Raw genomic sequence first — 22,695 nt, forward strand, 5'->3', positions numbered from 1 at the left:
ACAGCTAAAACGAATTTAAACTTTAAGCAAGTTTCGCCTCAAACATTAGATTGTTTGGGGTTTTTTTGTGTCTGTGTTTCTTGTCTTCTATATTTACTCTAACATCTATACTTTTACTGATATAAGTATCTCTCAATAAGCCTCTCTTTTGCATTAGTGATAGTTATAATCATCCAACGGGCGTATATCTGTTTATGACTATGGACGCTGACTCATGCGGCTGACACTGGCAATCAACGCCACCATCACTACCCCCATAATAATCAAGACACCCGACATCATGTGCGCCGCCTCATAGTTGAGTGCTTCTACTTGTTCATATATCGCAATCGATACGACCTTAGTCTCACCAGAGATACTGCCCCCAATCATCAGTACGACACCAAATTCGCCAATGGTATGAGCGAAGCTAACTAAGCTGCCCAAAATGATACCCACGCGCGCTTGCGGTAGGGAGATTTTGATAAATCGGCGCAATCGACTGGGCTCTAACAGGTGCGCCACTTCCGTCACACTTTGGGGAATACGCAAAAACTGTGCATATACTGGCTGTATATAAAAAGGCAACGAGTAAATAATCGAACCAACCATCAATCCCTCAAAAGTAAAAATCAATGGACTGATATTGTGCTCAATGAGCCACTTACCGATACCAGCATTGGGACTTAGGAAGAGAAGTAGATAGAAACCAATGACGGTAGGTGGCAGCACTAGTGGCATAGCAATGATACCCATGAGGACTACTTTGAGACGTCCCATAGCTTGTCTACGGCTGGGTTTTGCCAGCCAATAAGCGATAGGCGTGGCAAATAGCAATAGACATAAGGTCGTAACAGTAGCGAGCTTGATACTCACCCAAAATGGACTGAGCATATCTGACATAAGAGACGGGTCGATCATATAATGTCACTGCTCGTTTTATAGGTAGAATGTCTAGTCTAACGAATTAATTGATAGACAGATAGCCTGCTTGTGAGAAGTGTCGTTGCCCCACCTCCGAGCGCAAGTAGCCTATAAACGCTGCGGCAGCAGTTGTATTATTGATGATAATGCCATCTTGTAGAATAGGTGGGTAGGCTGCGGGTGGTAAAATAACAAACTGCTCAGGTTTGGCTTGTATTGAGACAAGCTGAGACTGCGCCACAAAACCATAGTCCACATTGCCTGTGTGTGCATATTGAAACGCTTGACCGATATTCTCTGCTTGTATCAAACGTTTTTGAGCATTTAATGTGTCATACATCTTCTGTGATTGTAGATAGGCTTTTGCCGCGGCGCCATAAGGGGCAAGATCAGGATTAGCAATGGCTATCTTACCGTTACTGGTAAAGTTGGCAATGCTAAACACCTCACTGAGTGAGGTTGGCGTGATACTACTCAAAGGTTCTGTGACACTATAAAGTGCTAACTGCCCTCTGGTATAGGTAAACGGACGCACTGACTCACTGGCTTTATTTGCGATGCTTTCATCAGCAAGCTTTGCTGGAAATTCCTGATTTGCGGACAAAAATATATCATAAGGTGCCCCTGCCCTAATCTGAGCATACAGCTTGCCAGAGGAGGCATAAGTGACGTCAATATCTAAGGCGTCTTGTCCAGAGACATTATTATCTGCCTGATAACTATCAACGATGCTGGGTAGCACATCAGATAGATTGGCAGCCGCAGCGATACGCAGCGTTTTGTCTTGCTCAGTCGTATCAGCCGAAGACTTGGCCCCACTATCTTGTGTACAAGCGCTTAGTGCGAGCAGCAGACAGGTAAACGCTCCAGCAGCAGCTACTGACTTGACCACTTTAACCATTATTGCTTAGCCATTTGGACGAGTCATCTTCGTAATACTCTTGCTTCCAGACGGGAATATCTGCTTTGATCGTATCTAATATCCAGCGACACGCATCAAATGCAGGATAACGATGTGCCGACACCACCCCTACCCATACAGCCACATCACCAATCTCTAAGGCTCCGATACGGTGTATCGCGATGGCATGAGTAATCTCAAAGCGTTTTTTGGCCTCTTCTATAATGGCACGGCCTTGGTTGATGGCCAAATCTTCGTAACCATAATAGGTAAGACGATCTACGCTTGTAGCATTATTATGATTGCGCACCCGCCCTTCAAAGCAGACAAACGCACCGCAGCTGTCATTGTCTAGCGTACTTTTGAGCTTATCTTCATCAATAGCAATGTCTAGTATTGCAAAGCCATCACGTTCAGCGATAAGGTAAGCCTCATCAGCGCTACGTTTAATAGTCATTGAATGGTCATGGACGTTATCTGTCATATCTTGTCTCTTTTGTGCTAATAGCGGCGTTGTCGCCACTCATAAATATAAACCTAACCACCAGCAACTGGGGTGATGAACACCACGCTATCACCATCATTTATGTGATCTGTCCACTTAGCAAAGTAGTCGTTCACAGCGACGCGTAGGTCTGCCTGCGGACGGCTAAAGCGATACTTTTGATTGAGCTGTTCGTACAGTTCGGTCAATGAAGTATTCTGCTGCACTTTTACTGTTTCTTGCTGACGATTGGCTTCATCTGCCAAACTGGCAAAATAGATGACATTGATATCCATCATTGACTCAATATCAGCTTTTGTATCGATAGCACTCATAACCCTCTCCTCTCTTTACAAGCTTCCTTGCTTAATAGTCAATATTTCTTTGAACATGAGCTCATTGTTTTTGTATTAAGCATGACTATAATCTGACTTACCGCCTGTCTTGTTGACTAGATGAATATCATCTATAACGATGTCATGCGATAGCGCTTTAGTCATATCATAGATGGTCAAACAGGCAACGCTCACTGCGGTTAGTGCTTCCATCTCCACTCCTGTTTTGTGCGTGACTTTAACAGTAGCGCTTACCATAATGCTGCTAAGTGCATCATGGTACGTAAAAGCAAGACTGATCTTATCCAATGGCAGTGGATGACAAAGCGGTATCAGATCATAGGTACGTTTGGCCGCCATGATACCAGCGATATGTGCCGTTTGGGTGATGCTGCCTTTTTTGGTCATACCATCAGCCGCTTTGATCTGCGCATAAATCTCATCAGGAAAACGAACTTGCCCAGTAGCATTGGCTTCTCGCGTTGTTGCCGTCTTGCCGCTGACATCAACCATAGTAATGTCGCCGTTACCGTCTAAATGCGATAAAGCAGATTGCTGATTTTTTTGTCCACTGTTACTCATTGATATAGCCTTTTCTTAGTAATCTCTTTATTAGTATTTTTATTCTTTTGGTAGAGCGGCACATGCCTGCTTAAAATCTTTAGGCGTATTAAAGTTGGTTAAATGCTGCCATTCTACAATAAATGGCACAGCCTCCACCCTCGGCTGAATAAATGGCATCACTCGACGCTGACCACTATCAATATAGGCTTTTAGATCAGGCTCGATATCTAAACGGTATAAACCCAGTAGTGGATAAAAATGACTGTTATCTTCTAAACAAATGACTTGTTTATCGACAGCTTGTGTATTAATGACTTGGTGCACCGATTGCTGTAATGTCAACCACAGATCGATTGCAGGTATTAAGCTGTCACAGCTAATAACCAGCAACCATGATTCATTTTTATTTTTTGATACATGTGAATCTTGTAATCTAAGCAGTACTTGCAGTGCTGATTCAATAGCGACTAGAGCGCCGCCAGTGTTGATCGTATCGTCGCATTTACTGGCATTACTATTAGAACTATAGTCAGCAATATGCATAACAGGCGAATTGGGGTTTCCTAGATTTATATCTGAACCAATTTGAAAACTACGTCCATTATCTGCAATCAAAATAGGAATTTGTAACTTGCTTGCTTGACGGACATGGTAATCCAATAACTGCTCACCTGACGGTAGCGTCAACATAGCCTTAGCCGTTCCCATACGTCTAGATGCACCGCCTGCCAAGATAACCACACCTGCCAAACCATCCAGATTATTTGAGCAATCTGTTACTACTCTATTACCTTTCAGACTTGATTGTATATCACTCATAGGTCAATTATTTATAACTCAATCATGGCTAGGATTTTGTGCCAAAAAATGTGGCACAAAATTACATGGGCGCGTACGGCTGTCAAATTGCTCTTTTAAGATATTTTCCCAACCAGTACGGCAGGCACCAGATGAGCCTGGTAGACAGAATATACCTGTACCGTTTGCCATACCAGCTACTGCTCTTGACTGCACCGTAGACATCCCAATCTCATCTTTTGAAATCAGACGGAACATTTCACCAAAACCATCAATAGACTTGTCAAATAGTACGCTTACGGCTTCTGGCATACTGTCTCTGATAAAGAACCCTGTACCGCCAGTCGTAATGACCGCGTGCACGTCTGCACTGGCAATCCAACCACTAATCACGGCGCGAATTTGGTAAATATCATCAGTGATTAATTGGCGGTCTGCCAAATGATGCCCTGCTTCGGTCAAGCTGTCTACCAAGTACTGACCTGAGGTATCTTCTGCAAGCGTACGGCTATCAGAAACGGTCAATACAGCAATATTGAGCGGTGTAAATTGTGCAGCAGGCTTACTCATAAAAGATCCTTTCTAAATATGATTTTATAGTTATATCAAAATGGTTTTAATAAAATATTCAGGGTAAAAAACAGCTTGAGCAAAGAATAATTAATCGAGTATTAGTATAAAAAGCTAACTTATTCTAGCCACCGATTATCGATAGATTGTGCATGATACCACTGTTGGAGTCATGAAGATGATGGTGTTCAGGCTTGATCGGCATAAAGCTATGTAAGGTATTCACCAGTCCTTGAATATCGTCTTGCTGTAAGTATGGACGAATATCATAATTACCCTGGTCAAATAAACACAAATGCACCTTACCTTGACTACTGACTCGCAGGCGGTTGCAAGTATCGCAAAAATGCGCAGCATAAGGCGCAATCATACCAATACGCCCGGCATAGTCAGGGTGACTGTACTCAACTGCTGGACCATCGGCACTGCCACGCTCATGCGGCTGCCATCCATTCTCTAATAAATAATCAGTGATAATATCAGATTGAGCATGCTGCGCAAAAAACAAATCGCTATTGTCGCTGGTCTGCATAAACTCAATGAAGCGGTACGTGACCTGCCTGTCTTTTACGTAATCGATAGCTGTAATGAGGTTTTCAAAGGCAGTCTCCGCCATCAAAACGCTATTTATTTTGAGCTTGATATCGGTCGTTTCTAACAACGTATCCATGTCAGCCAATATCTGCGGCAAGGTATCAAAGCCAGTCATCTTATGAAAGGTAGCGGCATCAAAACTGTCCATGCTGATATTAAGCTGATCAAGTCCGGCTGCTTGCCAGCTGGCTAAGTGCTTACCTAACTTATAACCATTACTGGTCATTGCTACTGTTTCGATGCCGTCCGTTTGCTTAATCGTTTCGATGATTTCGACAACATCACGACGAATAGAGGGCTCACCACCAGTGATTCTTACTTTCTTGGTACCTACTTGCGCAAAGCCGCGCACCAATGTCGCAATTTCAGAAATACTCAGCTCATCGTCAGGACGTTTACCTTGGTAGCCATTAGGCAAACAATACTCACAGCGAAAATTACAAAAATCGGTGATCGATAGGCGCAGATAGGTCAGACGTCGCGAAAACCCATCGGTCAAAGGTTGATGAGCGTGTATTTGATCCGTCGGTGCTACTAGCGCTGACTGTGTATAGCTGTCTGCAAACGCTGGCGCTGACACAGGAGAGTATAGTTGCGGACTGTCTATTTGGATGTGGTCATCATTCATATTTCACTGCCATCAGTATTGCTTGTCATAAGCGTTACTTTATTATTCGTGTTTAGCATGCCATTACTATGTTGTTTTTTTCACTGTATTCAATCAGCTTATATCAAATTAGCAAACGCCAAGCTAGCGATGTAGCCAAGGAAATGGTTGTACAACAACGTCACTACCCGCTATCACGTTACTGCTGTCTTTGTCCAAAACAACAAAACAATTGGCACGGCTTAGCTGCTTAATCCTGTGCGATTGCTGATTAGAGAAGCATTCAACTTGATAATTACCTGCATCATCTTGAGACAATATACCGCGCTGAAAGTCTTTACGACCAGAAGATTTTCTGATGTCATTGGTAAGCATCGCTTTGATGGTTAGCGGCATAGGCTGCTCTGATACAGTAGTACCCGACATCTGCCATAGTGCAGGTATGACGAACTGTAGCGTACCCACAACCGTAGAGAGTGGATTACCGGGTAGTCCAAAATACAATACAGGCTTATCAAGATTCTTGTTTAACTCACCAAATACAAAAGGCTTACCCGGCTTCATTGCCACTTTGTAATGGTTAATCTGCCCAAGTGTCTCGATCACCGTTGTCAAAAAGTCATAGTCACCAACTGAGACGCCTGCTGTCGATATCAGCACATCACAGTGTTGCATGGCTTCATGGACAGCGGCTGTGGTCTTGTCTAGATTATCAGGAATGATGCCATAGTCACGAATAACAATTGGCAAATCCGACAGTAGACTTTTGAGCGTTGGGGTATTTGAATTGTATATTTGGGCTAAGCTCTCAAGCTCATCACCGATAGTGACTAGCTCATCGCCGGTTGCGAGCACACCGACGACGAGTGGTTGAAACACGCTAACTTGGCTGATGCCTAAATTGGCAAGCAAACTGATATCAGCAGAGTTGAGGCGCTTACCTATCTTTAAAACAGCTTCGCCAGACTCAATCTCTTCGCCCTGCGCGCGGATGTTATTGTTGATTTTAGTCGTTTGTGTGAGCGTGATGTTATAGGGCTGCGACTTATCGATGGTATCTCTGATATCAGCAAAGTTGGTATTCTCTTGCATGACAACCGTATTGCAGCTATCAGGTACAACTGCTCCCGTAAAAATACGGACACCCTGCCCTGCTGCTGTCACACCAGTATAAGCACTACCCGCCTGAGATTCACCAATGATTTCGATAGTATTACCGTCTGATAGATCGCTACCATTAGCAACGGCATAACCATCCATAGCAGAAAGATTCTGTCTGGGTACATCGAAAGGTGAGGTAATATCTTGCGCCAGTATATGATTGCGACTGTCCAATAAATCGCAAGTATTGATGGCTCTTTCTTGTAGCGGAAAATCCGTATTATTATAATCGTTGATACGCAGCTTTATTGCCGCTTGTAATTCTTCCATGGTAATCATAAAGGCACGCTCTTTTGATCGTTCTAATTATTTTTTATAAAATACATACTATCAATAGCTTCAATTATTACTATCGACAGCTCTAACTAAAAGCAGTTATTAAAGATAAAGATGCTATTAAAGATAAAGCTTTTAAAGATGCAGTATCTAGAGTCTATCACCCAAAGTATCAACTTTCTTGTATTAACCTTGTCCTGATAAGTTTTGAAAAAACGAGCGTATGTCGTTAATTAGAGTACCCTCAACATTCAATGCTCGTAACCACATCTATTGCAGTAATGAGGTATGGCAAGATCAAACATAGACTGGAGCAAAAAAAGCACCTTGGCAAGGTGCTTTTTGTAGAGCAAAGTAAAATGGGTGTTTGAGAGCTGATAGGTAATTATTAGCAAACTAATGGCTAGTCAACAGCAATCAAAGACAGTTAGCAAAAGTTGCTTTTACCCAGTGTATCAATACCGCCAGTATACCTCACCAGCCAGCCAATGAAGATGCACTGTTTTGAGTGATAAATCCATCTGCCGTTCGCCCATTGTCTGCCTGCCAGCGCTGAAATGCCATGCGTGTATTGGTACCTACGATACCGTCAGCGCCCTTGGTATCATAACCCATACTGGTTAAACGACGTTGTAGATTCGTGACTTGTGCGGTAGATAATGGACGCTCATAACGGGGCCATGATTTTTGCAACCCACTCTGTCCATCAATCGTTTTGCCCAGCAGACTCACCCCTAACGCATAACTCGATGAGTTATTGTACACTCTAATCACATCAAAGTTAGGACTCAGCAGTAGCACTGGACCATCTTTACCAGCTGGCAACCACAGCTCCATCTCGGTATTAGCGTCTAGGTAAACATCAGCGATCGTATCCACACCCATTGCCGCCCATCTAGCCGCAGGTTGTTTGCTACCAGCGACCGAATAGTCAAATGACGCTGGCACGGTTGCCTCATAAAAAGGCGCTAGACCACGAACCCAACCTGAGTTACTAAGATAGTTGGCCGTAGAAGCTAATGCATCGCCTGTTGCCCATGGATTGCGGTGACCATTATTATCACCATCCACACCTTGTTTGAGCCACGTTTCAGGAATGAACTGCGTCTGTCCCATACCACCTGCCCAAGAGCCATCGAGCTGTGACCATGAGACATCACCGCGCTGTAGCAGCGTTGCTAACGATAGCAGCTGGGCCTCCGCAAAGGCTTGACGACGACCATCATAGGCAAGACTGGCAAGCGAGCTTGGCAAATTACTGTTGCCAGTAACCGCGCCATATGATGACTCCATACCCCATATCGCTGCAATAATCTCAGCATCAACACCATACTGCGACTCTAGCTGCGACAAAAACGCACGCTGCTCTGAAAATTTACGCTTGCCGACGCTGACACGTCCACTTGATACCGCAGAGTCTACATACTCCCACGGCATTTTAGAAAATTCAGGCTGTCCTGAGTCTAGCGAGATGACTTGCTGATTCAGATATGCCGAATCCAACATTCGGCGAATAACCTGAGCATCATAGCCTGCTGAAATCGCGCGCATAGAAAAGTCTGACTTCCAATCAGAAAAACTACTATAACTAGGCTTTGGGGCGGGCTGCGGCTTGACAACTGGTGCAGGTGTCGGCTTTACTTGAACAGTTTGAGTCTGAGTGATCTCAACACCGCCTTGACGGACAGGCTTTTTTTGCATTGCTTGTTGACTTGTACACCCGACCATTACTAATGCTGGCATCAGGGTGAGGTATTGTTTTTTTAATTTCATAAAAATCTCAAATATGAATAAATGAATGACTCAAAGTCGCCTAGCCATCAGCAACAATGCCTCAATGTTAATGTATTAATACTGATGTCTTAGTACTGATATATTAGTGCTAACGATCAAGTACCGTACGCGGATCTATCGGATTACCGTTCAAGCGAACTTGGAACTCTAAGCCGACTTGATTGGTTTGACCACTGCTGCCCATATTGGCAATGCGTTGACCACGCTGTACCGTATCCCCTTCTTTTACAAGCAATTGGCTATTATGCGCGTAGGCAGTGATATAGTCATCACTATGACGAATCATAATCAAATTGCCATATTCTGGTAGACCGTTACCTGAGTAAAGCACTGTTCCTGATTGGCTGGCAAGTACTGGATCACCAATGTTTCCAGCAAACCACATACCCATGTTGCCTGCCGCAGGATCAATGTTGCGAGTCACTGGATTACGAGTAGGATAGTCATAGCCAGAGGTCGAACTGGCAGTTGCTCCGTACGCTGGCGTTGGAGCCGTCGTCACAGGAGGCGTATAAGTAGGTTGTGGCTGTGCTGGTCTGCTGTAGCTATTGTTGCTAGCCGTCGTTGCCGCACTGCCCTGCCATAGCTTGAGCCACTGCCCACTATAAATCGTATATTTACTATCTAGGTTATTCAGCGCCCCAATTTGACGATAGTTGAGACGATAGCGCGCCGCAATTTGGCTGACCGTATCGCCGCGCTGTACGCGATGGTAGTTAGGGACGCCTTGCGCGTTGGTTATGATCTTAGGGCCAGCTTGATTGGGTGATTGATAAGTCGGCTTAGTTGCACAGCCCACCACAGACAAGGTAGCAACTGCCATTGTGCCAATCAACACCGCTTTGGCAAGGTGCGATCCGGTCGTAATTTTTTTCATACAAGGTTCCTGTTCTTTGTATTGCTGATCTATTGTTTTATCATCCAAAAGCTTTTGACATCACTAAAAGCTCTTTTGACTGCACACTACACTTAGCCATCCATCAAATGACTTATATCACTAACACAGTAGATGGTAAAGTAACCATGATGGCTATCTATATAGTTTGGATTACATCGTATCGAGCTTATGGATTTATTGCCTAACTTATAGCTTTAGTTTCCAAACAGTGTCGAAAACTGAGCCAATGCCACCGTCGGCGTATGGTGCAGACGTACTGGCGATAAACTGACATACCCTGCCACTACTGCTTGATCATCTGTCATCACCGGCGTAGCGATATCTCCGCACTTGCCGTTACTTCCAAGCTCGCCATCTTTGGGTCTTGATAGCGGAGCGGCAGTATCTAGAGGCGATTCTTCCATACACTCGTCGTTTTTACGTTTTCGTAAAGACAGCCAGTATGCATCCCGGCCACGCGGATCAATCATATGACGTACAGGCTGAGCAATCTGTTTGTGTGCCAATGAAGTTATCTTTCGACCTCTAATATCATCTGCGCTACCCACATCAGGGATATTAACGTTTAATACATGATAGGGCAAACTTTCGAGAGTATCTAAAATCGGCGTATCAGTAAGCAGTTTGACGATCTCATTGGCTGCTACCTTATAATCGTCTGCTGATTCTTGCCCGCCATTTTTTACGCCGCCACCTACCAAAGACGTCGCGATAGCAGGTATTCCAAAGAGCTGTGCTGTCAACGCCGCACCAAAAGTCCCAGAAAACATCACATCTTGACCTAAGTTTGCTCCTGAATTGATACCCGTAATGACGCAATCAAAGTCCATATCACGGTGTAGCTCATGCAGTGCCAAGTGAATACAGTCAGCAGGGGTTCCGTTTACTGCTACAAACCCTGATGGTAATTGATGCGTATGTAATGGTTTTGAGACACTCAGTGCGCTAGCATAGCCACTTTGTTCGTCGTTTGGGGCAACCACTACGACCTCACCAATAGTCGATAGTGCTTGAAACAAAGCCAATAATCCTGGCGCATGCACCCCATCATCATTACTAATCAAAAATTTCATATCAGCTCGTTATGTTTGTATCAGACGTTCTATCTGCCCGTGGTTTTGTTACCGTACCATATCTTTATTGATGCAAAAATTGCAACTATAAATGAGATAAAATTTAACGCTTCCATCTTAAAAGCCTTGCCATATTAATATATCGTCAACCCTCTATAAAAGAGTGCTAGCGTTAACTGCACTTGAAGTATTCAATATATATCTATACTAGACACCTGCACTTAGTTACCTTATACCTCTTCCACTTGTATCTCATCTAAATGACGTCAACCATCGTAAGATGGCTCACTTTAATTGCTCGAGTGATTATATCTTAATAATGTACTCTGAAATCCCCGGTTTTCACTAGAAAATGTATTGCGTTTTTTGTCGATAACTGTGCTATTGCTATCAAACCAAACTGAGAAAAAAGTAGGAACAAACAGTGCGTTACAATACGCAACACCATACAACAATACAAACTGATGCATTTATACTGAGGTGACCTCGTTGGTATATGCTACTGATATGTTTCTACAAAGTGCCATCGGCTCACAAGATATCTACACATACATCAATATTTTATGTGACTTTTGTTTTTTTACCCATTAACATATCACCATCAAATAAAGATAAGCGAGTGTAATACTGAATGAAGAATCAATCGATATTATCTATAGCTTCTGTGATAGCAAAGACTGCCTCAAAAATCGGGCTTGCAGGACTGATAACGTCTGTTGCCATGCTGTCTCAAGCGTCTAATGCTGCAAACAATCCTGCGACCACTATTCCGTTAGATCTGTCTGGCATTAATATCACTAAGCATGAAATCGCTGTGATGCAGGTACTATCAGAGATCTGTCCATCAATGCTGAACGGTAAGCAGAAACAACGTTTTTATAAGTCATACACTGTACAACTGCACGAATTAATGCCAACTCTAGAAGACCCAAAAGCAGCCATTCAATATCTGTCAACGCAGCAAGACTACCGTCAGATATTGCAAGGTATCCGTAGCTGGACAATGGGCTTCTCAAAGCAAGAAAACAAAGCTCTGTGCGAAGATTTGGCAGACGCTGAATATTAATAGAGTGTATTAGCAGATAAAAGAACACTGTTAACCATTAGCTATTAACAGTCGTTATAGAATATGATGATATAGACTATATCTTGTGGTTTATGTCATACAAAGCTTGCCGTAATGCCATTTATAAATCACAGATGGCACGGCAGGCTTTTTTGTGGTTATCACATTTATGACAATCGCAACCTAGTTATACTTCAACAAAAGCAAGCACTTGATTAGTATTCATTTTTCTTTTTATTCTTGTCTTACTTTTTTGCATTTATCGATTCCCCATCGGTTGGCATTTTGCTAAGATAAGGCGTTAATTTTATGTCTATCGTGCCGTCGTCCCTATTTTTGTAGATACATGATTTTAGACATGATGTCTAAGGTATATTGCCTAAAATAATATATGAAAATTGGTACTGAGCATAAGCGATAGATACATTTGGTTCCATGATGCGGTGTAACGATATATGACAGTAAAGCGTGTGAAAAATCAGCTGGTACAGTTGGTAGTGGGTGTAAGTATCTCAATGAGTGCAGTGATGGCAAACGCAGCCATACAGCCACCTGAGATGGATAATACCGCCTATGTATTGATGGATTATAATACTGGTGAGATTTTGGCTCAAAAGAATGCTAATGAAGCGCTACCGCCAGCGTCCCTAACCAAGATGATGACCAGTTACATCATTGAGCAGCGCCTAGCATCGGGTGACCTCAAAGAAGACGACCAAGTGCTCATGAGTCCAAATGCATGGTGCCGTGGTAGTAGCAGCCAGTCTTGTATGTATGTTCCAGTTAATAAGACAGCCAGCGTTATCGACATGCTACGCGGTATCATCATTCAATCAGGTAATGATGCTTCAAAAGCAATGGCTGAGCATATTGCTGGTAGCGAAACATCTTTTGCTATTTTGATGAATGAGCAGGCGCAGAAGATTGGTATGGAAAATACCAACTTCGTCAATGCAACCGGTATGCCTGATGAGGGTCATTTAGCATCAGCCTTAGATTTGTCTAAACTTGCCCGCGCTATTATCAAAAATAGTGGCGATTACTATAGTATTTATGCCGAAAAAGAGTTTACCTACAATGGCATCACCCAAGGTAACCGTAACGCTCTACTCATCACTGACCCAACTGTTGATGGTCTAAAAACAGGTCATACGGATGCTGCAGGCTATTGCTTAGTGGCCTCTAGTAACCGCGACGGTATGCGTCTAATTTCTGTCATTATGGGCACTAAGAGCCAACAAGCGCGTGCGGATCAATCGCGTGAACTACTCAATTGGGGTTTTGGTCACTTCACTACAGTCACCAAAGCACCTGCTGGTCAGTTTGTCAGCAAAATCCCAGTATGGTTTGGGGAAGCAGATGAGATAGAGCTGGCTACTGGCGATAATTTACAGATCCTAACCAGCAAAACACAAAAGAATAAAATCACTACGGTAGTTGATATTCCTGAGAGTTTAGAAGCACCTATCAAAAAAGGTCAAGAAATCGGTAAGATGATGGCGGTTATTGATGGTAAAGCGGTGGCGTCCGTTCCTGTTATCGCGACCAGTGATATCGAACAGTCGGGATTCTTCAGCCGTACTTGGCAACATGTTGTACGCTGGGCAAAGAATCTTTTTTAAGCGTTAATCTGTCTTTATAGAGCGTAGTTTATCTTTATAGGACATACTTTATTCTTTTAGAAGTTGCTCTCTTTATAGATAACAACATAAATAATAACGCTAACAACGTATGAATCAGTAAAGACCCGTTAACAAAAAAGACGCCTCAAAATTGGGCGTCTTTTTTTGTACTAGAAAAACGTTTGCTTAATCGCTAGCAAACATAGTAGCGGTAGGAAACTCTATACGAGACTATTGCTGGTTAATTATATCTAGCGTACTACCGAGCACACCATATCACTTTGACAGAGCCAATCACGTATTGAGCTGTCGCATTACGTCCATACCAACCAGCGCTTTAATAAATCGCTCAATGCCTTATCTTTATAATTGGAACTGTGGCAGTAGTCAATGCCAGCTGCTTTTAGTCCGTATTCAAAACTGTCAACATAGCGCGCTCGGTGCGGTGGATACCAATATACCAATAGAGTGCGCTGCGTACCCTCTTCACTTTCGTACTGACGAATACTCTTGGCTAGCAGCTCAGCTTTCTCTACAAATACATCCTCAGCAAACATCACCATATCAACTTTTTGGGTTCTAACCTCATTTATCACCTGCTGCGGACACTGGTGACAAATAATAGTAGCTCCTAGATACTCCAGCTCACTTAATAGAGCACCTGCCTCCTGATAGTAGTAATAAACAATAGTCAGTCCAGATAAAAGGCGCTGCTGACGGGACTGCTGCTGGTTTGGCATTGCTACAGTAAGCGTAAACTCAGTACCCAAGCCCAATGTACTATCAACTTCGATTGTAGCGCCCATAAGCTGCGCCATTTGCTTCACAACAGGCAAACCTATACCTGAGCCTTCATATTGACGTGTTTGTGATGAGTCCACCTGAAAAAACGGATTGAAGATATCTTCAATATGATCGCTATCGATACCGATACCGGTATCTTTTACGCTGATTTTCCAGCGATTACTCTTATCAAAATGAGTCAATTGCGACGATATAATCACCTGTCCGGTAGGGGTAAACTTGATAGCGTTATTGAGCAGGATCGATAGTATCTGTTGAATTTTGGCCGAATCCCCATGCAAGCTATAGTCTATGTGATGGATATTGCTAATAAGCTCTAAGCCTTTTTGACTGGCAATAGGCTCAAATTTCACTAATAGATCAGAGATTAATTGTAGCGGATTAAATTCGTTGGTATGAATCCTTATTTGACCCTTTTGTATCTGATTGAGCTGAATAATATGGTCGAGCGATAAGACCAATTTATCACTACCATCACTGATAATTTCAACAGCATCTTTCTGCTCTCTGGTTAGACTCTCATAATCCAACAACTGCAGGCCACCCACAATCGCATTGAGCGATGTTTTTAGCTCATGGGTGATCATGCTCTGGAAATTATGCAGCTGTACATCAAGCGAGACATCCTTGTTATGTAGCTGCTGCTCAAAAGCCGCTAATGTCTCATACCCTATTTTGGCCTCTTGTAGTCGACCAAATAGTATGACTAATGCTTTTTTTATTTGCGTAAGCTCTTGGAAATTGAAGCGCTGCGGGATGATCGGTAGCTGCTCTAACTCTGAGTTTTTTGTGATGGTTTGGCAAATATCTGTCAATGCTTCGATATCTTTGACAGGCCAGTTAAGCTTTCTAAAGATATATAAAGCAAATATAACAATCAGTACGACGGTTGTGAGCCATAACCATAAGACACTTTGGAACCAGTGCAGCCGTAGCAACTTTACGTCCATTGTAATGTTGATATAGCCAATCAGCGCACTGTTTTTGGCAGAGTCATCAGTCAACTGACTCGTACTTGGCGCGTTCGCCATACTTTCTGACAAAGTGCTGGCTATTTGTCGGTCAGATGCTGCATTATCAGCACCTGCCTCATTGTCATCTTCATACTTACTCACGACTGGATAATTAAAGCTGACAGTATCGGCAAATAAAGCATTTCGCCAGTCATCAAGGGACTGGTTCACATCGCTGATCGGTTTAGAGGTTGAATAGAAGACAATACTTTGAATCGTAGGTTCGTTTTCTAGCAAAACATTGACTTGATCAGCCACAATATCTGCACCATCTGCTGTCGATGCACTGGTCGTCAATAGCGAAGCCAACTGCTGGATATGCTGCTGCTTTTCTTGGTAATGATGCACCAACCCATAACTAAAAGGCAGCACAAATCCTGCTAGCACGGCCAAAGTTACGGCCTGCCCAACAGAGCGCCAGATAAGCATAGAAATGGTTTGAGACGAACGGTTGTTCATATCACTCTACTGAGTAAAGAAAACTTTTACTTATAGTACAGGTATTTGGGAGATGTTATAAGCGAAAGATTGAGGTAATTTATGACTGCGTTGACCGGACGGATGCAGCATCATTGCTAAATAATGCTTGATACTCATTTTACCGTGTATAGTGACACGGTAAAATGAGTAACTGTTAGACAACGCAATGAATCAAACAGAAGGGTTAGATAAAAAGTTACTAACGAGACTTTTTGTCTTTTGTGGTGAATTTCTTTGCACGATTACGCTCACGTTGGCGCAACTGCTGGGTTTTTGCCTTGGTTGGCGTATCGCTTTTATTAGCATATGGGTTGTCATTTTGCTTGAAAATAACATTGAGCGGTGTGCCTTCAAGTTTGAACACCTGACGGAATTGGTTCTCTAAATAACGCTGATAGCTCTTAGGAAGCGCACTTGTCTGGTTACCATGGATAACAATAACTGGTGGATTGTGACCACCAATGTGCGCATAGCGCAACTTGATACGACGACCAGCAACAGTTGGTGGCGGATTGGCCGTAACCGCATCTTGCAAGATTTGCGTCAAGCGATTGGTTGATACTTCAAACATTGAAGACTTATACGCACGCAAAATAGAGGGGTATAGATTGCCAACGCCAGTGCCATGAAGCGCTGATATTAAATGCACTTTTACGTAGGGAATAAAGTTAAAACGACGATCCATCTCAAGCTTGATGTAATCTCTTTGATCTGGCGTCAGGCCGTCCCATTTATTGATCGCTACTACCAAAGCGCGACCAGCATCCAAGGCGTAACCAATCATGTGTAAGTCTTGGTCAACGATACCTTCGTGCGCATCAATCACAATCACAGTCACATTAGAGTCTTCGATTGCTTGCAACGTCTTGATGACGGAGAACTTCTCTACTTTTTCATCAATTTTACCGCGGCGACGCACACCAGCAGTATCAATCAATACGTAGTCTCTGCCTTCGCGCTGATAAGGGATGTAAATACTATCACGTGTGGTACCTGGCATATCGTACACCACTACTCGGTCTTCACCCAGCAAACGGTTCACTAGGGTTGATTTACCGACGTTTGGACGACCGATAATCGCAAGCTTTAAGCCTCTTGGCTCTACAATGTTTTCTTGCTCAGGCATATCAGCCGTTAAGATTTCGAGTAAGTTACCCACACCGCGACCATGACTGGCGGCCATCGGGTAAGGCTCACCCAATCCTAATGCATAGAATTCGGCAGGCGCGGCGTCATGAACACCATCAACTTTGTTGGCAACGACATAAACAGGCTTGCCTAACGTGTGCAAAAACTTGCCAATTTCGGCATCAGCGCCAATCATACCAGCACGGGCATCAACAACGAATACAATAATATCTGCTTCATGAATCGCAGTATGCGACTGCTCAGACATATAGTCGTCAATATTACCGCTACCATCGTCCGCTTCACCAATACCACCAGTATCCACAACGATGAAAGATTTGTCTTCATAGGTCGCGTCACCGTATTGACGGTCACGAGTCAATCCTGACAAATCAGCGACCAATGCCTGCCGACTCTTTGTGAACTGATTAAATAAGGTGGATTTACCGACGTTTGGACGACCAATTAAGGCGACCACAGGCTTGATACTCATGGGTTACTCTCAGTGAAAGGCACAATGACGGACAGCACAGCTGTTCTTATAACCAGCAACATAACAATAGCAGCGAATAGGCTGTACTTAACCGCAAATTAAAATGAATAATAAAACAATAGCAAAAATAGTAGATAGCTATCTTACAATCAAAAATAATCGTAGTTTTAAAAAATATCTGGAATGACTAAACGATATACAGTATACATGGCTAGCGCATCGGTCGCATAGAGTACGCGAAAGCCTGTCTATAAACAAGCGATTTACACAAAGCACTAAACGCTGACCAAGCAGCGTTTGTGTTCTAAAATAATAATAACTCAGTTGACTGACTAACGCACCAGCTGCCAAATAGCCACTTGTCCTGATGTACTTTGAGTCATAAGGCGGCTGCCCTGTACTTGCAGGTTGGTCAGTGCGCCTTTTGTCTCCACGCGACTAACAATATCGCCAGTCGCAGGATCAAATAAATGCACCACACCATCGAAATCACCAACTGCAATATAATTACCAATCATGACAGGGTTGGTTAGATCACGATACGCTAGCGCTTTACTTTCCCATAACGTCTCGCCACTATTGCGATCGTAAGCGACCACATTGCCATCCAAACCAGTCGCAATAACTTGTTGAGCATTCACGGCAAGCGACTTGAGACTTGCAAGCTCGTTGACGAACATTACTTGACGTGAAGCCAAATCAATACCTAGTAGCTGTCCGCTATAACTAATGGCAAACATCTGCTGCTTATCTACAATTGGCGTGCCATCGACATCGCTCATGCGCTCAACTTCACTACTACCAGAACCGATACCGACACGTCTTGACCACTGCGGTAAGCCATTATCAACGGTAATCGCATGCAGACGACCATCAGCAGTAGACAACAATGCTGTTTCATTATCTAATAAAGTCGGTGCTGCACTACCGCGAACGCTAATGGCTGGTACTTGGGTCGCAAACTGCCATACTGATTGACCCGTCTGTAGTGACAAGCCATGCAAGAAACCATCATTTGCTGATAGCACCACACGATTATTACTGATCAATGCAGAAGACAAGACCGACCCTGATAACTGTTGCTGCCAGCGTTTGGCGCCCGTAGCACTATCAAATGCCATAATTTGACCACTGCGAGTACTGATAACAGCAGTTTGACTGAGCGCGTCTAAAGCAACGCCGCCTGTAATTTGATCACCAACGTTTATTGACCACAAGCGCTCACCTGCTTGATTAAAGCCTATTAAGTCGCCACCGCGTGAGGCAGTAACGACTTGCCCATTGGCATAACCAACCTGCAAATCTAGTGGGTCTTTTTTACTGGCTTTTTTATTGCCCACGTCAGTGCTAAATACTGGCTGTAGCACGCTGATTGGCTGCGCAATTTGTACTAACTTTACTGGGTCATTGACTACGGGCTTGATACCGCGAGTACACCCTATCACTGCAGTGCTCATCACAGCAAGTACTGCTACATGCATGACTGTCTTTTTGACAGTCTTAGTACTGAACCTGGTACTTAACATTTTGCTTGCGCGAATAGATTGGGTCATTATACGTTCTCACTACAGATGAATTATTATTAATTAGTACATTGGCTAACCGCACATTAGTAATCTTATTTAAAAGTTTTTGAGCGACTACTAACTATTATTTAAGCGACTACTATTAGTGTTATCGTTCAATACAATCCTATTTACTGTACCGTCTCAACGGCCACACTTTCTGAGCTATCAACCACTAATGGCTGTTCAGGAGTCGCTGACTCTTGAACAAGACTCGCTTGCTCTGCGATAGGCTCAGGCGTGATACCTAGACTTTCCATTTTTAATGCCAATACTGCACGCGTTTCTTGACGGCTACGTAACAGCTCCCAAGCATTATTGTAAGACTTAATCGCTGAGTCTTTGTTGTCTTGAACCAAATAAATATCACCTAGTAATTCTTGCTGACTGGCTTCAAACGAGCTTGGCATATCGTTATTGGCTTCTGATAAAGCTGCATCTGCGTCCCCAGTAGCCAGTAATGTCTTGGCATAACGCAGACGAGTAATCGCCTCTAACCCCGCATCCCCCAAGTCAATTGCGAGTGCTTGCTTGAGCGTCTCAGCTGCTGCAGTGAAGTCATCGCTATCTACTTGCTGGCGAGCCTTAATCATTAGTGCTTGCCACGCATAAACTGAGTCGCCATGGGTGCTTACTAATGCATCAATATTCTCGTCTAATTGTGTACGGCTCTGTGCCAGAGCTTCTTGCGCTTGTGCTTCTAGATCTGGGTTCTGCGATGCGATGCTGACCTCTTCATTCAATCGCTGGATATCTGCGTATTGATCGGCGGCGACCGTATCTACGCGCGCATGGTTATTCTGCCAGTATGTCCAGCCAAAATAAGCGGCCAGCGCCAACAAAATCGCAGTGACGATATAACTGCCATACTGCTTTAGTGCTTGCATGGAGTTGTCTGCATTCGGCGAGTTGGGGGTCAGAGCCATATATATTTACCTGATAAAATGTACATTAATTTACTGATACCAAAATCAAAACAACGGTATGACAAGATGATTAGCTACGAGAAAAGTTGTCTTTGCTCGATAACCAGTCTTGTACGACCGTTTGCTGCTCACCTGTCTGCATGTCTTTAACACTGATTGTATTATCATCTAGCTCTTGCTGCGCAATAATGACCGTCAATGCAGCACCTGACTTATCTGCTTTTTTCATTTGTGCTTTTAAGCTTGTGGCACTTGCCATTTTTACACGTACATCTGGGCGACTGTAGCGTAAACGTTGTGCATAATCAACACCAGCACCATAAACCTCTGGGTGAGCGACAACGAACACATCACAAGCAGGTACATCAGCAATTGGTGCAACCGCTTCTATAAGTAACAACAAGCGCTCAAGCCCCATCGCAAAACCAACGCCTGGTTCAGATTTTACCGGCTTGCTACCATCAGTGCCCGTAGACTTTAACTGTCCGATCAGACCGTCATAACGACCACCGGCACAAACTGTCGCCTGGCTACCTAACTTGTCCGTTACCCATTCAAAGACCGTTTTGTTATAGTAATCAAGCCCGCGTACCAGATGCGGGTTAATTTCAAAATTGATGCCAAGTGTTGTTAAGTATGACTGAACTTGCTCAAAGTGCGCTTTACTCTCTGTACCCAAGAATTCTGCCAGCTTTGGCGCGTCTGCCAACAGTGCTTGTGTACTCGCCTCTTTACTATCTAGGATACGTAGCGGATTGGTCGTCAAACGGCGCTGACTGTCTTCATCCAACTGATCTTTTTTGTCAGTTAAATAAGCGACCAATGCTTCGCGATAAGCATAACGCTCATCACTCTCACCTAAGCTATTAAGCTGCAAATGCATCTCATTTTTTAGACCCAACTCTTGCCACATTAGATGGGTCATCGCAATCAGTTCAGCGTCAGCGTCTGGTAACGCACTACCAAAGCTCTCGACACCCAACTGATGAAACTGACGATAGCGGCCTTTTTGCGGACGCTCATAGCGAAACATTGGACCGATGTACCAAAGCTTAGGAGTGTCACCGCGCAGTAGATTATGCTCGATGACAGCGCGTACTGCGCCTGCCGTACCTTCAGGACGTAGCGTCAAAGGTGTGGGCGGCTCAGACTTATCCGTAAAGCTATACATCTCTTTTTCGACGATATCAGTAGCGCCGCCAATGGCACGTGCAAACAGATCAGTCTGCTCAACGATAGGCAGGCGGATATGCTCGTAACCATATCTACCAAGTACATCAGCCAATATTGCTTCTAGATGTAGCCATTTTGCTGATTGATCAGGCAAAATATCATTGAACCCTTTAATAGCTTTGATCATGGTACGGTCGTATCCTTAAAAATTTAACAGGTATATCTATTGTTGTTGTCTATCTAAATGTTCATTGTGTTTTAACTTAACTACTTGACGTTGTGTATCAGTTTGAAACATATATCAACACACTGGCCTATCTTACGCGAATGATTTCGTTTTCGCGCTTTTTTGCCAAGTCTTCTGCGTGAGCACGAACCATGCTTTCTATTTCATCGACCAAATTGTCGGTATCAATAAGATGGCTTTTTTCGCCCATACGATAGACTAGCGATCTTGGTGCGGCGCCAACGATACCAATATCTGCCTCTTTTGCTTCTCCTGGACCGTTTACTTTGCAGCCGATGACGGATAAATCCATCGGTTCACGGATATCTTCTAAACGCGACTCTAACGCTGTCATCACTCTAATCACATCAAACTCTTGACGTGAGCAACTTGGGCAAGCAATAAAGTTGACACCATTTGAACGGATATTCAGCGATTTTAAGATATCAAAACCAATCTTAATCTCTTCTTCAGGCTCGGCAGCTAAAGAGATGCGAATAGTATCACCAATACCGTCTAATAAGAGACCACCAAGGGCAATTGCAGACTTTACCGCACCAGTACGATATACCCCAGCTTCGGTTACCCCAAGATGAAGTGGATTATCAATTTGTGCTGATATCAGACGATAAGCATCCAATGTCAAAAACACATTACTGGCTTTGACAGATACTTTGTACTGATCAAAGTTAAGGCGCTCTAAAATATCGATATGGCGCATCGCTGACTCAAGCATCGCCTCCCCAGTTGGCTCAGTATATTTGCGCTGAATGTCTTTTTCTAGAGAGCCTGCATTGACGCCAATACGGATAGGAATATTATGATGTTTAGCACAAGCAACCACTTCACGCACCTTGGCATCGCTACCGATGTTACCAGGGTTGATACGTAAGCAATCAGCGCCTGCTTCAGCAACTGCTAGGGCGATTTTATGATCGAAATGTACGTCCGCAATGAGAGGCACGCTCACAAGTTTGCGAATCTCGCCAAAGGCTTTTACCGTGTCCATCGTTGGCGTTGACACCCGCATTAGATCAGCGCCAGCTTCAACACAGCGCTCAATTTGGGCGACCGTTGCGGCCACATCACAGGTGTCAGTATTGGTCATGCTCTGCACACTGATTGGCGCATCACCACCAATTGCAACATCACCCACATAGATTTTTTTGGTCAAACGACGGTTGATAGGTGATGGCATTGACATACATAAATCCTTGAATCAAAAATAAAAAAGCCACTGG

20 protein-coding genes are annotated in these 22,695 nt (G+C 43.7%); 2 read left to right on the top strand and 18 right to left on the bottom strand.

The genetic code is table 11. The features are described from left to right. Positions 1-198: 198 nt before the first annotated feature. The 12 genes from modB to surE all read right to left on the bottom strand — a co-directional run bounded on the left by modB (position 199) and on the right by surE (position 10,958). A complete protein-coding gene (modB, locus tag AC5JPO_RS04865) occupies positions 199-900 on the bottom strand; it encodes a molybdate ABC transporter permease subunit (RefSeq protein WP_493843536.1) in 702 nt (233 codons plus the stop codon). 46 nt (positions 901-946) lie between these two features. Further along, positions 947-1,804 carry a molybdate ABC transporter substrate-binding protein gene (modA, locus tag AC5JPO_RS04870; protein WP_493843537.1) on the bottom strand — a complete coding sequence of 286 codons (858 nt, stop codon included), beginning with the start codon at positions 1,802-1,804 and terminating at the stop codon, positions 947-949. After that, a complete protein-coding gene (locus tag AC5JPO_RS04875; RefSeq protein WP_493843538.1) occupies positions 1,797-2,288 on the bottom strand; it encodes a molybdenum cofactor biosynthesis protein MoaE in 492 nt (163 codons plus the stop codon). Before AC5JPO_RS04875 ends, modA begins: the two co-directional genes overlap by 8 nt. A 53-nt stretch (positions 2,289-2,341) precedes the next feature. Further along, positions 2,342-2,623 carry a MoaD/ThiS family protein gene (locus tag AC5JPO_RS04880; protein WP_443524679.1) on the bottom strand — a complete coding sequence of 94 codons (282 nt, stop codon included), beginning with the start codon at positions 2,621-2,623 and terminating at the stop codon, positions 2,342-2,344. Between the two features lie 75 nt (positions 2,624-2,698). Next, positions 2,699-3,205: a cyclic pyranopterin monophosphate synthase MoaC gene (gene moaC, locus AC5JPO_RS04885; RefSeq protein WP_443524681.1), complete on the bottom strand. Its 507-nt coding sequence runs from the start codon at positions 3,203-3,205 to the stop codon at positions 2,699-2,701. 39 nt (positions 3,206-3,244) lie between these two features. Then, the gene (mobA, locus tag AC5JPO_RS04890) at positions 3,245-4,006 is read right to left on the bottom strand and encodes a molybdenum cofactor guanylyltransferase (RefSeq protein WP_443524683.1); all 762 of its coding nucleotides are present in this window, start codon (positions 4,004-4,006) and stop codon (positions 3,245-3,247) included. An 18-nt stretch (positions 4,007-4,024) separates the two neighbouring features. Then, a complete protein-coding gene (gene moaB / locus AC5JPO_RS04895; protein ID WP_443524685.1) occupies positions 4,025-4,555 on the bottom strand; it encodes a molybdenum cofactor biosynthesis protein B in 531 nt (176 codons plus the stop codon). Between the two features lie 124 nt (positions 4,556-4,679). Then, on the bottom strand, positions 4,680-5,777 hold the full coding sequence (gene moaA / locus AC5JPO_RS04900; protein WP_443524687.1) for a GTP 3',8-cyclase MoaA: 1,098 nt from the start codon (positions 5,775-5,777) through the stop codon (positions 4,680-4,682). A gap of 123 nt (positions 5,778-5,900) precedes the next feature. Next, complete coding sequence (locus tag AC5JPO_RS04905; RefSeq protein WP_493853427.1) at positions 5,901-7,196, bottom strand: molybdopterin molybdotransferase MoeA; 1,296 nt, start codon at positions 7,194-7,196, stop codon at positions 5,901-5,903. Between the two features lie 471 nt (positions 7,197-7,667). Further along, on the bottom strand, positions 7,668-8,966 hold the full coding sequence (locus AC5JPO_RS04910) for a lytic murein transglycosylase (protein ID WP_493853428.1): 1,299 nt from the start codon (positions 8,964-8,966) through the stop codon (positions 7,668-7,670). Between the two features lie 109 nt (positions 8,967-9,075). Next, positions 9,076-9,864: a peptidoglycan DD-metalloendopeptidase family protein gene (locus AC5JPO_RS04915; RefSeq protein ID WP_493853429.1), complete on the bottom strand. Its 789-nt coding sequence runs from the start codon at positions 9,862-9,864 to the stop codon at positions 9,076-9,078. A 215-nt stretch (positions 9,865-10,079) separates the two neighbouring features. After that, on the bottom strand, positions 10,080-10,958 hold the full coding sequence (gene surE / locus AC5JPO_RS04920; protein WP_493853430.1) for a 5'/3'-nucleotidase SurE: 879 nt from the start codon (positions 10,956-10,958) through the stop codon (positions 10,080-10,082). A gap of 631 nt (positions 10,959-11,589) precedes the next feature. On the opposite strand from surE, the gene AC5JPO_RS04925 reads away from it, so the two are divergent. Together AC5JPO_RS04925 and AC5JPO_RS04930 are read left to right on the top strand one after the other, a co-directional pair. After that, positions 11,590-12,024: an MCR_0457 family protein gene (locus tag AC5JPO_RS04925; RefSeq protein ID WP_443524695.1), complete on the top strand. Its 435-nt coding sequence runs from the start codon at positions 11,590-11,592 to the stop codon at positions 12,022-12,024. Positions 12,025-12,479: 455 nt separating this feature from the next. Then, positions 12,480-13,646, top strand: a complete 1,167-nt coding sequence (locus AC5JPO_RS04930) for a D-alanyl-D-alanine carboxypeptidase family protein (RefSeq protein ID WP_319049978.1) — start codon at positions 12,480-12,482, stop codon at positions 13,644-13,646. A 314-nt stretch (positions 13,647-13,960) separates the two neighbouring features. Here AC5JPO_RS04930 and AC5JPO_RS04935 read toward each other — a convergent pair whose 3' ends face one another. The 6 genes from AC5JPO_RS04935 to ispG form a co-directional block, all read right to left on the bottom strand. Beyond that, a complete protein-coding gene (locus AC5JPO_RS04935; RefSeq protein WP_493852525.1) occupies positions 13,961-15,922 on the bottom strand; it encodes a sensor histidine kinase in 1,962 nt (653 codons plus the stop codon). Between the two features lie 220 nt (positions 15,923-16,142). Further along, the gene (gene der, locus AC5JPO_RS04940; RefSeq protein ID WP_319049976.1) at positions 16,143-17,564 is read right to left on the bottom strand and encodes a ribosome biogenesis GTPase Der; all 1,422 of its coding nucleotides are present in this window, start codon (positions 17,562-17,564) and stop codon (positions 16,143-16,145) included. 332 nt (positions 17,565-17,896) lie between these two features. Then, a complete protein-coding gene (gene bamB / locus AC5JPO_RS04945) occupies positions 17,897-19,117 on the bottom strand; it encodes an outer membrane protein assembly factor BamB (protein ID WP_493852524.1) in 1,221 nt (406 codons plus the stop codon). Between the two features lie 143 nt (positions 19,118-19,260). Continuing rightward, positions 19,261-20,055, bottom strand: a complete 795-nt coding sequence (locus AC5JPO_RS04950; protein ID WP_443524700.1) for a YfgM family protein — start codon at positions 20,053-20,055, stop codon at positions 19,261-19,263. Between the two features lie 70 nt (positions 20,056-20,125). Then, entirely contained in the window at positions 20,126-21,415 is a 1,290-nt protein-coding gene (hisS, locus tag AC5JPO_RS04955; protein ID WP_493852523.1) for a histidine--tRNA ligase, read from the bottom strand. Positions 21,416-21,542: 127 nt separating this feature from the next. Continuing rightward, complete coding sequence (ispG, locus tag AC5JPO_RS04960; protein ID WP_319049972.1) at positions 21,543-22,658, bottom strand: flavodoxin-dependent (E)-4-hydroxy-3-methylbut-2-enyl-diphosphate synthase; 1,116 nt, start codon at positions 22,656-22,658, stop codon at positions 21,543-21,545. Between the last annotated feature and the right edge of the window lie 37 nt (positions 22,659-22,695).

The sequence above is a fragment of the Psychrobacter sp. H25 genome, assembly GCF_059076335.1.